General features: G+C 72.0%; 15 protein-coding genes. 7 read left to right on the forward strand and 8 right to left on the reverse strand.

Annotation, left to right across the window (positions count from 1 at the left end; genetic code table 11):
- Positions 1-40 precede the first annotated feature (40 nt).
- Genes ACGFIS_RS23775 through ACGFIS_RS23785 form a run of 3 tightly spaced genes read right to left on the reverse strand, consistent with a single transcriptional unit; the run spans position 41 to position 2,135 of the window.
- Complete coding sequence (locus ACGFIS_RS23775) at positions 41-772, reverse strand: sugar phosphate nucleotidyltransferase (RefSeq protein ID WP_392911849.1); 732 nt, start codon at positions 770-772, stop codon at positions 41-43.
- Positions 769-1,401, reverse strand: a complete 633-nt coding sequence (locus tag ACGFIS_RS23780; RefSeq protein WP_392911847.1) for a DUF5941 domain-containing protein — start codon at positions 1,399-1,401, stop codon at positions 769-771. Before ACGFIS_RS23780 ends, ACGFIS_RS23775 begins: the two co-directional genes overlap by 4 nt.
- On the reverse strand, positions 1,398-2,135 hold the full coding sequence (locus tag ACGFIS_RS23785) for a hypothetical protein (protein WP_392911844.1): 738 nt from the start codon (positions 2,133-2,135) through the stop codon (positions 1,398-1,400). Before ACGFIS_RS23785 ends, ACGFIS_RS23780 begins: the two co-directional genes overlap by 4 nt.
- 85 nt (positions 2,136-2,220) lie before the next feature.
- On the opposite strand from ACGFIS_RS23785, the gene ispD reads away from it, so the two are divergent.
- Together ispD and ACGFIS_RS23795 are read left to right on the forward strand one after the other, a co-directional pair.
- The gene (gene ispD, locus ACGFIS_RS23790; protein ID WP_392911842.1) at positions 2,221-2,922 is read left to right on the forward strand and encodes a 2-C-methyl-D-erythritol 4-phosphate cytidylyltransferase; all 702 of its coding nucleotides are present in this window, start codon (positions 2,221-2,223) and stop codon (positions 2,920-2,922) included.
- Positions 2,919-3,701, forward strand: coding sequence for a glycerophosphodiester phosphodiesterase (locus ACGFIS_RS23795; protein WP_392911840.1), 783 nt, complete (start codon positions 2,919-2,921; stop codon positions 3,699-3,701). Before ispD ends, ACGFIS_RS23795 begins: the two co-directional genes overlap by 4 nt.
- A gap of 30 nt (positions 3,702-3,731) precedes the next feature.
- On the opposite strand, the gene ACGFIS_RS23800 is transcribed toward ACGFIS_RS23795, so the two are convergent.
- Together ACGFIS_RS23800 and ACGFIS_RS23805 are read right to left on the reverse strand one after the other, a co-directional pair.
- Positions 3,732-4,469 (reverse strand): hypothetical protein, encoded by a 738-nt coding sequence (locus ACGFIS_RS23800; protein ID WP_392972506.1) that lies wholly within the window; start codon positions 4,467-4,469, stop codon positions 3,732-3,734.
- A 147-nt stretch (positions 4,470-4,616) separates the two neighbouring features.
- Positions 4,617-5,699, reverse strand: a complete 1,083-nt coding sequence (locus ACGFIS_RS23805) for a glycosyltransferase family 2 protein (RefSeq protein ID WP_392911835.1) — start codon at positions 5,697-5,699, stop codon at positions 4,617-4,619.
- A 159-nt stretch (positions 5,700-5,858) separates the two neighbouring features.
- On the opposite strand from ACGFIS_RS23805, the gene ACGFIS_RS23810 reads away from it, so the two are divergent.
- From ACGFIS_RS23810 to ACGFIS_RS23820, 3 genes are all read left to right on the forward strand, one after another.
- Positions 5,859-7,529, forward strand: a complete 1,671-nt coding sequence (locus ACGFIS_RS23810; RefSeq protein ID WP_392911833.1) for an LCP family protein — start codon at positions 5,859-5,861, stop codon at positions 7,527-7,529.
- 39 nt (positions 7,530-7,568) lie between these two features.
- Positions 7,569-8,369: a thioesterase family protein gene (locus ACGFIS_RS23815; RefSeq protein WP_392911831.1), complete on the forward strand. Its 801-nt coding sequence runs from the start codon at positions 7,569-7,571 to the stop codon at positions 8,367-8,369.
- 75 nt (positions 8,370-8,444) lie between these two features.
- Complete coding sequence (locus ACGFIS_RS23820; protein WP_392972508.1) at positions 8,445-8,876, forward strand: hypothetical protein; 432 nt, start codon at positions 8,445-8,447, stop codon at positions 8,874-8,876.
- Between the two features lie 63 nt (positions 8,877-8,939).
- On the opposite strand, the gene ACGFIS_RS23825 is transcribed toward ACGFIS_RS23820, so the two are convergent.
- Positions 8,940-10,109, reverse strand: a complete 1,170-nt coding sequence (locus ACGFIS_RS23825; RefSeq protein ID WP_392972602.1) for an acyl-CoA dehydrogenase family protein — start codon at positions 10,107-10,109, stop codon at positions 8,940-8,942.
- A 114-nt stretch (positions 10,110-10,223) separates the two neighbouring features.
- Between ACGFIS_RS23825 and ACGFIS_RS23830 the strand changes: the two genes are divergently transcribed.
- On the forward strand, positions 10,224-11,558 hold the full coding sequence (locus ACGFIS_RS23830; protein WP_392972510.1) for a UDP-glucose dehydrogenase family protein: 1,335 nt from the start codon (positions 10,224-10,226) through the stop codon (positions 11,556-11,558).
- A gap of 40 nt (positions 11,559-11,598) precedes the next feature.
- Positions 11,599-12,018 carry a CoA-binding protein gene (locus ACGFIS_RS23835; protein ID WP_392972512.1) on the forward strand — a complete coding sequence of 140 codons (420 nt, stop codon included), beginning with the start codon at positions 11,599-11,601 and terminating at the stop codon, positions 12,016-12,018.
- Positions 12,019-12,049: 31 nt separating this feature from the next.
- Here the strand turns inward: ACGFIS_RS23835 and purE are convergent, their stop codons facing one another.
- Positions 12,050-12,547: a 5-(carboxyamino)imidazole ribonucleotide mutase gene (gene purE / locus ACGFIS_RS23840; protein ID WP_392912159.1), complete on the reverse strand. Its 498-nt coding sequence runs from the start codon at positions 12,545-12,547 to the stop codon at positions 12,050-12,052.
- Positions 12,544-13,692 (reverse strand): 5-(carboxyamino)imidazole ribonucleotide synthase, encoded by a 1,149-nt coding sequence (locus ACGFIS_RS23845; RefSeq protein ID WP_392972604.1) that lies wholly within the window; start codon positions 13,690-13,692, stop codon positions 12,544-12,546. Before ACGFIS_RS23845 ends, purE begins: the two co-directional genes overlap by 4 nt.
- Positions 13,693-13,961: the final 269 nt, after the last annotated feature.

Consider the following 13,961-nt stretch of genomic DNA (forward strand, 5'->3'; position numbering starts at 1 on the left):
CAGGGGCATGAGCCTCCTCGTCGTCCGCGCTGTCGGGGGCCTAGTAGCCCTTGGCGATCCGCCGGGCCTTCTCCAGGTCGTCGTGGTTGTCGACCTCCACCCAGTCGACCTCGCCGATGGGCGCGACGCCGATGCGGCCGCCCCGGTTCACGTGCTCCTGGTAGCCGTCCTCGTAGTAGAGGTCGGGGTCGCGTTCCCAGGTGGTCTTGAGGGCGTCGGCCAGCGGCCCGGCGGCGGCGGGCTCGATCAGGGTGGCGCCGATGTACTCGCCGTTCGCGGTGGACGGATCCATCAGCTTGGTGATGGTCCGCAGGTGGCCGTCGCCGTCGAGAATGACCTTCATCTCCTCGTCGGCGAGAGTTTTGACGTCGTCCACCGCCAGGAGGATGTCCGGCCCGCGGTTCGCCAATAGGGTCTTCTCGACGCTCACCGGATGGACCGTGTCGCCGTTGACCATGAGGACGCCCTTGGAGAAGTGCTCGCGAGCCAGCCACATGGAGTAGGCGTTGTTCCACTCCTCGGCCTTGTCGTTGTGGACCAGCGTGATGTCCACGCCGTACCGCGCCTCAAGGGCGGCCTTGCGCTCCTCGACGGCGCCCGCGCGGTAGCCGACGACGATGACGACGTCGGTCAGGCCGACTTCGGCGAGGTTGCCCAGGGCGATGTCGAGGATGGTGGTCTCCCCGTCCACGGGGACCAGGGCCTTGGGGAGGGTGTCGGTGTACGGCCGCAGCCTCCTGCCCGCTCCTGCCGCCAGCACCATGCCGATCATGCTTCCTCTTCCTTCAGGTCGACCATCACGCCGCTCCCGCGGCTGTTGCGCACCCACGTGACGACGCTCTCGCCGCCGAACAACACGCCAAGGTAGGCGGCCAGCGCGGCGTACGCGAACGGGAGCAGACCGGAAAGGCCCGCGGCGGCCGCGAACAGCATCCGGCCCTCCCAGCCGAGCCCGGCGCGCAGGACCCACTCCTGTGGCCGGGACCCGTGGCGGGTGCGGTACACGATGTCGTAGTGGTGGAGCGCGAGAACCGCGATCAGCACGTAGACGAGCGGCGCCGGGACCGCCTGCGCGAACCCCAGCACAGCGAGGTAACCATACTCGATCCCGCGCGACATGGGCGGTACGAGCCAGTCCAGGCGTCCGGTGTGCGGGTGCGCGGAACACGGCCCCGCCAGGAGCAGGACGATGACCGGGGCGAACAGCGCCGGCTGCGGGCCGCCGTCGCCCCGCGGGAACAGCAGGACGGCCGTCAACGCCGCCGCGGCGGCGGTGGCGGGCAGCGGCGGGAGCCGTCCCCTCGCCATCCGGCCGAGGCCGCGGCACGCGGGACCGTCGTCGCGGTAGGCCCGCACGGTGTAGGCCGGCGCGGTACGGGCGGGCGCGGGCGTGGCCGTCATGTGATCGACCTCCTCGATCGTTCGGTCAGGGTGACGGCGGTGGCGGCGGACCCCCAGGCGAGAAGCACGGCGAACGCCGGCCGGGCACCGGCGGACGCGGCGGTGACCGAGATGAGCGCGAACCGCTCGGCGAGCGGCAGCCCGAGGCTGTTGCGGGCGCGCCGCAGGACGTCCCGGCGTGCCGGCAGGGGCGACCGGGGCGGCCGGGTGCGGCTCGCGGCGAACGACGCCTCGATCGTGTGCCGGACGGACAGCAGCGCGGCCGCGCCGATCGCCGCCCACCACAGGCCCCCGCCGGACGCCGCGGCCCCGGCGGCGAGCCCCGCGTACACCGCGTACTCCTCGGCCCGGCCGAGGACGGCGGCCGGGCGCCCGCCGGACGGACCCGCCCGGCCGGCGCGCAGGCCGTCCGCACCGCCCCTGCCCGCGTGGCCGAGGACGAGCGAGACGCACAGCAGCAGCGCCCCGGCGACCAGCCCGCCGCGCGTCCCGGCGGAGAACCACACCGCGGCGAGCGCCGCGGCCGCCAGGGCGATCGCCGAGACCGCGCCCGGCGTGAGCCCGCGCCGGGCCGCCCACCGGGCGACGAACGGCGCGCACGGGCGCACCACGCGGGCGCCGATGAGGCCGTCGTCGTCCACGGCTTCGACCGCCTCTCGGTCCGGGCGGATGATCGCGGGGTGGTCCGGTACGTTGAGCGTGTCCGGACGGTCACACCGGAGCGCCTGATCCATCGGGGCCTCCGGCCGGTCGGAACATCATGTTCAGATGCACAGCGTAGTGGCTCGATGACCGAATGTTGTGGACAACCGAGGTGAGATGGCGACGCGGACCGTTGCGGTGGTGCTGGCGGGCGGGGTGGGCGAGCGGATGGGCGCGGGACGCCCCAAGCAGCTCATCGACGTCGGCGGGCGCCCGATCCTCGCGCATGCGATCGACGCGTTCGACACGCATCCGGGCATCGGCGAGGTGGTGGTCGTGATGGCGGCGGGGCATCTGCGGGAGGCCGCGGCGGCCGCCGCGCCGTTCCGCAAGACGACCGCCGTGATCGAGGGCGGTGACACGCGCACCGCCTCCACGGCCGCCGCGCTGCGCACCCTGGCCGGGCGCCCCGACGACGTCCGGGTGCTGTTCCACGACGCGGCCCGCCCCTTCGTGGACCACCCGGTGATCGACCGCGTCCTGGACGCACTGGACGCCCACGAGGCCGTCGCGGTCGGGCTGCCCGCGTCCGACACGATGGTCGCCGTCGAGGACGGCCTGGTCGTGTCCATGCCGCCGCGCGAGACGATGGTCCGGTTCCAGACTCCGCAGGGGTTCCGGCTCGGTACGATCCGCAAGGCGTACGAGCTGGCCCTCGCCGACCCGGGGCTGCGCGCCACCGACGACTGCGGCATCGTCCACCGCTATCTGCCGGACGTCCCGATCCGGGTGGTCGCGGGCAGCGAACGCAACCTCAAGGTCACCCAGCCCCTCGACGTCGTCGTCGCCGAACACCTCGCCACCGGAGACACCCCTTGACCTCTGCGCGGACCCCGGTCTTCGAGAGCGCCCCCGCGATCATCGGCCACCGCGGCTACGGCTCGGGCGATCCGACGCCGCCCGGCTCCGAGTCGCCCGTCGCCGAGAACACGCTGCCGTCGCTGCTCGCAGCCGTCGACGCGTGCCGCCGTGCCCCGGGCACGCCGTGGATCGAGATCGACGTGACGCGCACCGCCGACGACGACCTCGTCCTGCGGCACGACCCCACCACCGCGGACGGGCACTACATCGTGGACCTGGCCGCCGCGGCCAGCGGGCTACCCCGCCTCACGGAGATCTTCGACGCGCTGCCGGCGGACGTCGCGGTGGACGTCGACGTCAAGACCGTCCTGGAGGACGCGGTGGACGCCCCGTCCCGCCGCACCGGCGCGCTGCTCCTCCCGCTGCTGAAGCGCGAGGCCCGGCGGCGCCGGCTGCTCGTCACCTCGTTCGACCCGTCGCTGCTGACGTTCCTGAAGGACGAGCTGCCCGGCGTCCCGCTCGGCCTGCTGACGTGGCTGCGGTACCCGCTGTGGAACGCCGTCCCGGCCGCGGCGGGCCTCGGGATGGACGTGGTCGCCGTGCACACGGGCTCGTGCGGCCTCGACCACCCCGACACGCGGCTGCGTCCCCTGGCGCACTGTGTCGACGTCGCGCACAAGGCGGGCCTTGAGGCCGTCGTCTGGTGCCCCACCGCGGAGACGGCCCCTGCCTACGCGGCCGCCGGTTTCGACGCGATGGTGGTCAACGACATCCCCGGCGTCCTCGGCGCGCTCTGACCACGGTACGGACGCCGGGTACCCGGACGGTCACGTCGGGCGGTTGCCGCCGTACATCTGCGTCCACTCGCCCGGGTTGTCGTCGTCGGAGTCGCTTCGGGACGACGGCTTGGGACCGTCGTCGGCGGGCGCGGGCGCCGGCGCGGGAGGGGCGGCGGGCAGCGGAGGCGGGTTGGAGGCGCCGGGCTGAGCGGGCGGCTGCCCGTACTGGGGTGCGCCGCCGTGGGGTGCGCCGCCCTGGGGCGGGCCGCCCTGCCACGGCGGGTTCTGGCCCGGCGCGGGAGGACCCTGCGGCGTGTGGTGCGCCCCCATGGGCGCCTGGGCGCCGTGCATGGGAGGCGGGCCCATCGGCGCGGGCGGCGGCCCGCCGAAACGCGGTGCGGCCCCGGCGGCGGTCCGGGACTTCCACCGCGACGGCGCCAGGGACGCCACCAGGAGCCCGACGCCGATCACCAGGAAGATGCCGTAAGGGGCGAGCAGTGTGTACCCGAGCCACAGGTCCCCGGGGAAGAGGTCCCGGTCGAAGTTCTCGAACGCCCAGCGTGGCGACGCGACCCAGAGCAGGCCGATGGCCGCGTAGACCGCGCCGGGGATGAGCGATGCGACCGGCGACACCCGCGAGCCCGCCACCAGCCCGAGGAGCACGGCGGCGACCAGCAGCACGGCGGCGCCGACCCATCGGCCGCTCCCCTCGAAGGCGAGCGTCCGAGCGTATCGGCCGAGTTCGCTCGTGCCGTACATCAGGCACACGGCGATGACAGGTGTCATGACGAGGCCGATCACCACGCCTAGGCCGTGACGTGCTCCGCTGGACATGGCGACCTCCGAACAGTGGCGGGCGAGATCCCGCCAAACCTAACCCCCGGACGTGAGGGTACGCACCCATGTTCGCAGGTGGTTTTGTGCTTTCGTCCGTCAGTGGACGGACTGGCCGGGTTTGACCGGGGTGGGCTGGCCGAGCCCCGGCGGGCTGGTGAGGAAACCGACGCCCCAGGTCAGATGCATGGTGGCGAACACGAGCGGAAGGCGGACCCAGGCCGACACCGGCAGCCCCCGTCCCTCCACGGCGGCGCCCGCGATCATCGCGGCCGCGTACCCGCCGGGCAGCAGCCAGCCCGGCCAGAATCCGAACGCCCCGGCGACCGCGCCCGCGGTCATCGCGACCACGGCGATCGGCGGCGCGAGGTAGCGCAGGTTGAGGGTGCCCTGGTGCTCGCGGCCGACGACGCGCCGCCAGCGGCCGGTGTGGAAGTACTGCTTGGCGAGGGCCCGCAGGTTGGGGCGCGGGCGGTAGGTGACCCGCATCCGCGGGGTGAAGAACACCCGGCCGCCGGTCTCCCGGATGCGGTGGTTCATCTCCCAGTCCTGCGCACGGACGAACGTCTCGTCGTAGCCGCCGACGCGGTCGAGTGCGCTGCGGCGGAACGTCCCGAGGTAGACGGTCTCGACCTCGCCCGCCTCGCCGCCGGTGTGGAAGCGCGCGTTGCCGACGCCGAGCTTGGACGTCATCGCGCGCGCCACGGCCTTCTCGAACGGGGTGATGCCCTCCGCCGCCATGATCCCGCCGACGTTGTCGGCGCCGGTCTCCTCCATCGTCTCGACGGCGGCGCGGACATAGTCGTCCGGCAGCAGCGAGTGCCCGTCCACCCGGACGATGATCGAGTACTGCGACGCCTTGATCGCGATGTTGAGGCCCTGGGGAGTGCGTCCCGTCGGGTTCGCGACGACGAGGACGCGCGGGTCCTCGGCGGCGAGCCTGCGGGCGATCTCCTCGGTGCTGTCGCGGGACGGCCCGATGGCGAGCACGAGTTCGAGCTCGCCCGGGTAGTCCTGGGTGAGGATGCCGCGTACGGCCTCCGTCAGGTGGCGCTGCTCGTTGAGGACCGGCATCACCACCGACACGGCGGGCCAGGTGCGTTCACCGGAGTCGGAGCGGGGCTTCACGGCGTACTGGGTTTCCTGGTTCGTGGCGCGCTGGACATGGGGAGACGAATTCATGGTGGGCTCGCGGGCTCTCCGGCCGAGGGCCGGGTGTGGTCGAGACGGCGCCACGTTACTCCAAGGACACGAGGTCCAGGTAGCGAACGGACGGGTGTTCCCACTTTAGAGTGGTGTGGACTCGCGTCAGAACGATGTCCTCGGGAGGCGGCGGCCGGCATGGCAGACGGGCACGACTCAGGTCGCGGCGACACCGGCGGGCCGGAGGCCGATCCGCTGGAGCGCTACTTCCGGCCCCGTCCGGGCTCCCACGCGGCGCCCGGCGACGGCGGCGACGGCGACATCGAGGGCGTGACCGTCGACGGGATGCCGGCGCCGCGGGTACCGGTGGAGAGCCCGCGCGGGCCCCGCCGCCCCGGCCGGGGGCTGAGCCCGCGGGCGGCGATGAGCGCGCGGCGGCAGAAGCGGTTCCTGATGGTCACCGGGACGATGTCGGCGTTCGTGCTGCTCACCTCGGGCGGCGCGTGGGCGTTCCAGAACTATGTGACCGGCATGATCGACAAGGTGTCGGTCGGCGGTCTCGGCGAGGGCGGCGGGCCGAAGGGCGCGATGACGATCCTGGTGGCGGGGGTCGACCGCCGCGACGGGCTGACCAGGGCGCAGCAGAAGGCCGCCAAGCTCGGGCACCAGCAGGGTGAGCGCTCGGACACGATGCTGCTGGTGCACGTGTCCCGCGACCACGACAGCGTGTCGATCGTGAGCCTGCCGCGCGACTCCCACGTCACGATCCCGGCGCACAGGTCGAACGGCTCGGAGGGCGCGAAGGGGGCGCGGATTCCGTCCCGTCCGGGCAAGCTGACCTGGGCGTACCAGTTCGGCGGCCCCGACCTCACGGTCAGCACGATCAAGCGGGCGACGGGCCTGTCGATCGACCACTACGTCGAGGTCAACTTCTACGGGTTCGTGCACATGGTGGACGCGCTCGGCGGCGTGGACGTGTGCACCGAGCAGCCGGTCAGCGACGTCAAGAGCGGGCTGAGGCTCCCGGCGGGCACGTCGCACGTGGACGGGATGAAGGCCCTGGCGTTCGCCCGCGCCCGCTACTCGCTGACGGGCGGCAGCGACCTCGGCCGCATCGACCGGCAGCAGCAGTTCATGGCGTCGATGCTGAAGCAGGCGCTGTCGACGAAGACGCTCGGCGACCCCGTCAAGTCGACGAAGTTCCTGAACGCGGCGCTGAAGTCGCTGCGCGTCGATCCCGAACTCGCCGACAACCTGCCGGAACTCGCCGACCAGATGAAGGACCTGTCGACCGACGACCTGACGTTCGCGAAGGTCCCCCTCTCCAACCCCGACCACCAGGCCGTCCTGTGGAACTCGCCGTCCGCGCAGTCGACCGTCCAGTGGGATCAGGGCAAGGCGCGCGACCTGTTCGCCAAGATCCGCAAGGACGAGCCACTGGCCGAGCGGACCGGGAAGCCGAGCGCCACGCCGTCCCAGAAGCCCGGGAACGAGCTGACGGTGCCGCCGGAGGACATCTCCGTCCGCGTCCTGAACGCGATCGGCACGCGGGGCCTGGCGACGAAGGCGGGCGCGCAACTGGAGGAGCTGGGCTTCGACGTGACCGTCCCCCCGGGCGTGGCGCGGACCGGCCTCCAGAAGACCCAGATCCAGTACGGGCCGGACGGCGCGGACGCCGCCAAGACCCTGGCCGCCGCGATTCCGGACGCCAAGCTGAAAAAGGTGTCCTCGCTCGGGTCGAAGGTGCAGGTCATGGTCGGCGCGAACTGGGACGGCGTGAAGAAGGTCGAGGTGGCGGCGCCGAGCGGATCGCCGTCGCCCCGCTCGGGCATCGACACCGACACCGCCACGCAGAAACTCTGCGGCTGACCATGTCTAGAATGCTGTTCTAGATTTGGAGGGAGCCGCATGACCGAGGACGCGCCCGCCGAGGCGTTCTACGAGCCGCTCGGCGACGGGCGGTTCGCCAGCACCCCCGCCACGGCCGGGCCGTGGTCGCCGGGGTTCCAGCACGGCGGGCCGGTCTCGGGCCTGATCGGACGGGCCTTCGAACGGCACGACCCCGTCCCCGGCACCCGGGTCGCGCGGGTCACGGTCGAGCTCCTCAGCCCCGTCCCCGTGGCGGTGCTGGACATCACCGTCCGCGTCGTCCGCCCCGGCAAGCGGATCACGCTCCTCGAGGCGGAGATGACGCACGAGGGGCGTCCCGTCGTCCGCGCCACCGCCTGGCGGATCATGGCGGCGCCGTCCCACCTGGAACCCGTCGTCCACGCACCCGCTCCTCCGCCCCTCCCCGGCACGACGCCGCCGTTCCCGGAGTGGCCGGGCGTCCACACGGGCGGCTACCTCTCCGCGATGGAGTGGCGCCTCGTCCGCGGGGCCTTCGGGCAGCCGGGTCCCGGCACGACCTGGGCACGCCCCCGCGTCCCGCTGGTCCCCGGCGAGTCCGACACACCGCTGGTGCGCGCCCTGACGCTGGCCGACAGCGCGTCCGGCGTCGGCAGCCAGCTCGACCTCGCCAAGTGGATGATCATCAACACGGACCTGACCGTCGCGCTGCACCGCGACCCGGCCGGCGAGTGGCTGTGCATGGACGCGTCCCTGGATGCGAGCCCGGGCGGCAGCGCCCTGTGCCACGCGACGCTCGCCGACGCCTCGGGCGAGTTCGGCCGGGTGATGCAGACGCTCATCGTCGACGAACAACGGTGACCGCACGTTCTTGATCGAATACCGTGGGTAACAAGGCAGGTGACAGAGAGTAGTCACCCGTCAGGAGTCCACAGAATGTCGACCAGGATTCTCACCCTGCTCACCACGGCCGCCGCCACGCTGACCCTCGCCGGCGGCATCACCGCCGCGCTCGCCGCACCGCCGCCGGCCCCGTCCGACGCCGCGCCTTCACCGTCCGCGTCCCCGTCCGCCACGGCGTCGCCCGGCAAGGACGACGCCGCCCTGGAGGAATGCCTTGACGCGGACTGCAAGGTCGAGATCACCGACGGGCAGGAGATCACCCTCGACGGCAAGTACGGGGTGAAGCCGATCAAGGTCAAGGTCAACGGCACGCGCGTGACCTTCGCCATCCGCACCCACACCTCGCAGGCCATCACCACCGTGGACGCGGACCGCTCCAACACGAGCACGAGCTTCAACGGCATCACGCTCCGCCCGCGCATGACCAAGGACGGCAAGGTCATGCTCACCGTCTCCCACGATTGAGCGCCGCCCGGCGGGTGGCGGTCACCGGCGACCGCCACCCCGGCGTCGGGAGCCGCGGACGGGCTACTTGAGGAGCTGGCGGGCCATGACCATGCGCTGGACCTGGTTGGTGCCCTCGTAGATCTGGGTGATCTTGGCGTCGCGCATCATCCGCTCCACCGGGAACTCCCGCGTGTACCCGTACCCGCCGAGCAACTGCACCGCATCGGTGGTCACGTCCATCGCCACATCCGAAGCCAGCGCCTTGCACGCCGACGACACGAACGTCAGATCCGCGACCTTCTCCCCCCGCATCGCACGCTCGGACTTGATCGCCGCGTGATAGGTCAGCTGCCGGGCACCCTCCAGCCGCATCGCCATATCGGCCAGCATGAACTGCACACCCTGGAAATCACCGATCGGCCTGCCGAACTGGCGGCGGTCCTTCACATACCCCAACGCGAAGTCCAGCGCACCCTGCGCGATCCCCAGAGCCTGCGCCGCGATCGTGATCCGGGTGTGGTCCAACGTCGCCAGCGCCGTCTTGAAACCCGTGCCCTCGGCACCGATGATCCGATCCGCCGGAATCCGCACATCCTCCAGAATCACCTGCCGCGTCGGAGACCCCTTGATCCCCAGCTTGCGCTCCTTGGGCCCGAACGACACCCCCGCATCCGACCTCTCCACCACGAACGCCGAAATCCCCCGCGCCCCCGCGGACGGATCGGTGACCGCCATCACCGTGTAGAACTCCGACACCCCCGCATTGGTGATCCACATCTTCGTGCCGTTCAGCACCCAGGCGTCACCCTCACGCACCGCACGCGTCTTCATCGCCGCCGCATCCGACCCCGCATCCGCCTCCGACAACGCATAGGAGAACATCGCCTCACCCCGCGCCACCGGACCCAGATACCGCTTCTTGACCTCCTCCGACCCCGCCAGCAGCACCGGAACCGTACCCAGCTTGTTCACCGCCGGGATCAGCGACGACGACGCACACGCCCGCGCCACCTCCTCGATCACGATCACCGTCGCCAGCGCATCCGCACCCGCACCCCCGTACGATTCGGGCACATGCACCGCATGCAGATCATTGGCCGCCAGCGCGTCCAGGGCCTCCTGCGGGAACCGCGACTCCTCGTCCACCTCCGCCGCGAAAGGAGCGATCTTGGCATCGGCCAGCTCACGCACCGTACGCCGCAGCAGCTCATGCTCCTCGGACGGCGCGTACGTGGGAAAGTCAGAACTCATGCCCCGAATGCTACCGGCCAGTACGGTCCGGTGGCCGGTGCACGGAGCCGCCCGCAACGGGCACCTTGTGAAAAAGGCCGCTGGTCGGCGAAAGCGAAGCGAGAGGAGCAGGCCTTGTCCCACCGGCTGACGGTCATCGGAACGGGTTACCTCGGCACGACCCACGCGGCGTGCATGGCCGACCTCGGCTTCGAGGTCCTCGGTCTCGACCTCGACGAGGAGAGGATCGCCCGGCTCTCCGCCGGTGACCTGCCGTTCTTCGAGCCGGGCCTGGAACCCGTGCTGCGCCGCGGGCTGGAGAGCGGCCGGCTGCGTTTCACCTCGTCCTACAAGGAGGCGGCGGAGTTCGGCGAGGTGCACTTCCTGTGCGTCGGCACCCCGCAGAAGTCCGGCGAGTACGCGGCCGACCTCACCTTCGTGGACGACGCGATCGGCACGCTCGCGCCGCTGCTGGAGCGGCCCTGCCTGGTCGTCGGCAAGTCCACCGTGCCGGTCGGGACCGCCGCGCGGCTGGCCGAGACGATGGCGCGGCTGGCGCCGGCCGGCGGCGACGCCGTCCTCGCGTGGAATCCCGAGTTCCTGCGGGAGGGCTTCGCCGTCCAGGACACCCTGCACCCGGACCGGATCGTCGCCGGGCTGCCCGCCGACCAGGGCGCCGCCGAGCACGCCGAGAAGGTGCTGCGCGAGGTCTACCGGACGGTGATCGCGGACGGCACCCCGTTCATCACCAGCGACTACGCGACCGCGGAACTGGTCAAGGTGTCGGCGAACGCGTTCCTCGCCACCAAGATCTCCTTCATCAACGCGATGGCGGAGGTCTGCGAGGCGGCGCACGCCGATGTGACGAAACTCTCGGAGGCGCTGTCGTACGACGACCGGATCGGCGGCAAGTTCCTCGGTCCCGGCCTCGGCTTCGGAGGCGGCTGCCTGCCCAAGGACATCCGGGCGTTCATGGCGCGCGCCGGGGAACTGGGCGCCGACCAGGCGCTGACGTTCCTGCGCGAGGTCGACGAGATCAACATCCGGCGGCGGATCCGGATGGTCGACCTCGCCCGGAATCTGCTCGGCGGCTCGTTCGCCGGACGGACGGTCGGGGTGCTCGGCGCGTCGTTCAAACCGAACTCCGACGACGTCCGCGACTCCCCCGCGCTGGACGTGGCCGCGTCCATACGCGCGCAGGGCGCCAAGGTGACGGTGTACGACCCGCAGGCCATGCGGAACGCGCGCCGAGCCCAGCCGAGCCTGGAGTACGGCGACTCCGCCATGTCCGCCTCGCGCGACGCCCATGTCGTGCTGCTGCTGACCGAATGGGCCGAGTTCCGGGACATGGACCCGTCGGCGCTCGCCGAGGTCGTCGCCGAACGCAACATCGTGGACGGGCGCAACGCCCTGGACCCCGAGCAGTGGCGCGCCGCCGGCTGGAACTACCGGGCCCTCGGGCGCCCCTGATCGGGGGAACTAACCGGCCGCGTGCGCTGTTGTCGTGAACATGTCTGATGATTTCGCCGACCAGGACGTGATCCGCCGGCTGCTGAACGAGTCCAGGACGTGGGCGTTCGTCGGGCTCGGCGACAACCCCGGACGCGAGGTCCACACCCAGGCGCGGCTGCTCCAGGAGCGCGGGAAGCGGATCATCCCCGTCCATCCTGCGGCGCGGGAGGTGCTGGGCGAGAAGGGCTACGCCTCGCTCGCCGACGTGCCGGACGCCTCCGGCGTGGACGTGGTCGGCGTCTACCGCCGTGCCGAGCACGCCGGGCAGGCGGTGGACGAGGCGATCGCGGCCGGCGCGAAGGCGGTGTGGCTGCCGCTCCAGGTGATCGACGAGGCGGCGGCCCGGCGCGCGAAGGACGCCGGGCTCGACGTCGTCATGGACCGCTGCCCCGCGGTCGAATGGGCCCTGCGGCGCTGACCGCCGACCCACCCGAACACCGGCCGCACGGTCAGAGTCTGTCCCGGAGCCGCGCGCCCTTGGCCTTGGCCTGGCCGTAGAGGTCCTGCTGGAAGACCTTCATCTTGGCCCGCAGGTCGTCGTCGGACACGGCCAGGATGCGGACGGCGAGCAGCCCGGCGTTGCGGGCGGCCCCGACCGCGACGGTCGCGACGGGCACCCCGGCGGGCATCTGGACGATCGACAGCAGCGAGTCCATCCCGTCCAGGTACTTCAGCGGCACGGGCACGCCGATCACCGGCAGCGGCGTCACCGACGCCAGCATGCCCGGCAGGTGCGCGGCCCCGCCCGCACCCGCGATGATCACGCGGAGGCCGCGGGCGGCCGCGTCCTCCCCGTAGGAGATCATGTCGTGCGGCATCCGGTGCGCGGAGACGACATCGGCCTCGTAGGGGACGCCGAACTCGGCGAGCGCCTGCGCGGCGCCCTCCATCACCGGCCAGTCCGAGTCGCTGCCCATCACCACGCCGACCAGCGGCTCCGACGTCATGTGCGTTCCTTCATCTCAGGTCCCCACCGCAGGTAGTCGGCGGCGTGGCGGGCGCGTGCGCGGACGTCCGCGACGTCGTCGCCGAGGACGGTCACGTGGCCGATCTTGCGGCCCGGCCGGGACTCCTTGCCGTACATGTGCACCTTGACGCCCGGGTCGTGGGCCATCACGTGAATGTAGCGGGGGTAGACGTCCGGGTCGTCGCCGCCGAGGACGTTGGCCATGACCGTGACCGGGGCGGTGGGATCGGTGGAGCCGAGGGGCAGGTCGAGGACTGCCCGGAGGTGCTGCTCGAACTGCGACGTCCGGGCGCCCTCGATCGTCCAGTGCCCGGAGTTGTGCGGGCGCATGGCCAGCTCGTTCACCAGCAGCCCGTCGCCGGTCTCGAACAACTCGACCGCGAGGAGGCCGACGACGCCGAGTTCCGCGGCGATGGTCAGCGCGAGACGCTGCGCCTCGGCGGCAACGTCCCCGGGCAGGCCCGGCGCCGGCGAGATCACCTCGGTGCAGATGCCGCCCTCCTGGACGGTTTCCACGATCGGGTACGCGGCGCCCTGCCCGTACGGGGAGCGCGCGACGACGGCGGCGAGCTCGCGGCCGAACGGGACGTGCCGTTCGGCCATCAGGTCGACGCCTCCGGACAGCATCCGCTGGACGAGGTCGCGCGCCTCGCGGCCGAGGTCGCCGATGATCCAGACGCCCTTGCCGTCGTAGCCGCCGCGGGTCGCCTTGAGGACGACCGGCCACCCGTGCTCGCCGGCGAACGCCTCCAGGAAGGCCAGTGGCGCGGAGGGCGGCACATGCGCGTAGGCGGGGCACGGCACGCCGAGTTCGCTGAGCCGCTCGCGCATGACGAGCTTGTCCTGGGCGTGCGCGAGGGCGGCCGAGCCGGGTCGGCACGGCACACCCGAACCCTCGAGTTTCTGGATGTGCGGCCCCGGGACGTGCTCGTGGTCGAACGTCACGACGTCGCAGCCGTCGGCGAACGACACCAGGTCGTCGAGGGACCGGTCGTCGCCCACCCGGACGTCGGAGACGACCTTGGCCGCCGACTCGTCCGGCGCCCCGGCGAGCACGCGCAGGGACACGCCGAGCCCGATCGCGGCCTGCTGCGTCATCCGGGCCAGCTGCCCCCCGCCCGCCATCCCGACGACGGGCGCCTCATGCCGGCGCTGAGCTGGTTCTGTCACGTCAGAAAGGTTATCGGCCGGTGCGGGCGAACGATTCATCCGTCCGCCGCGTCGAACCGGTGTGGGGCCTCCGGCGATGGGCAAGGAACGCACGGACAGAGTGAAACGTTCACGTTCCGACGTCCCCGCGGCCGCGGGCGTCTATCCTCGTGATGCCTCCGCCATCGCCGCCGCGCACTGTGACGCGGCACACACAGCCGAAGTCCGGAAGGACGGTTCCCCTT

Origin of the sequence: Spirillospora sp. NPDC048824, assembly GCF_043198455.1 — a bacterium.
Taxonomy (GTDB): domain Bacteria; phylum Actinomycetota; class Actinomycetes; order Streptosporangiales; family Streptosporangiaceae; genus Spirillospora.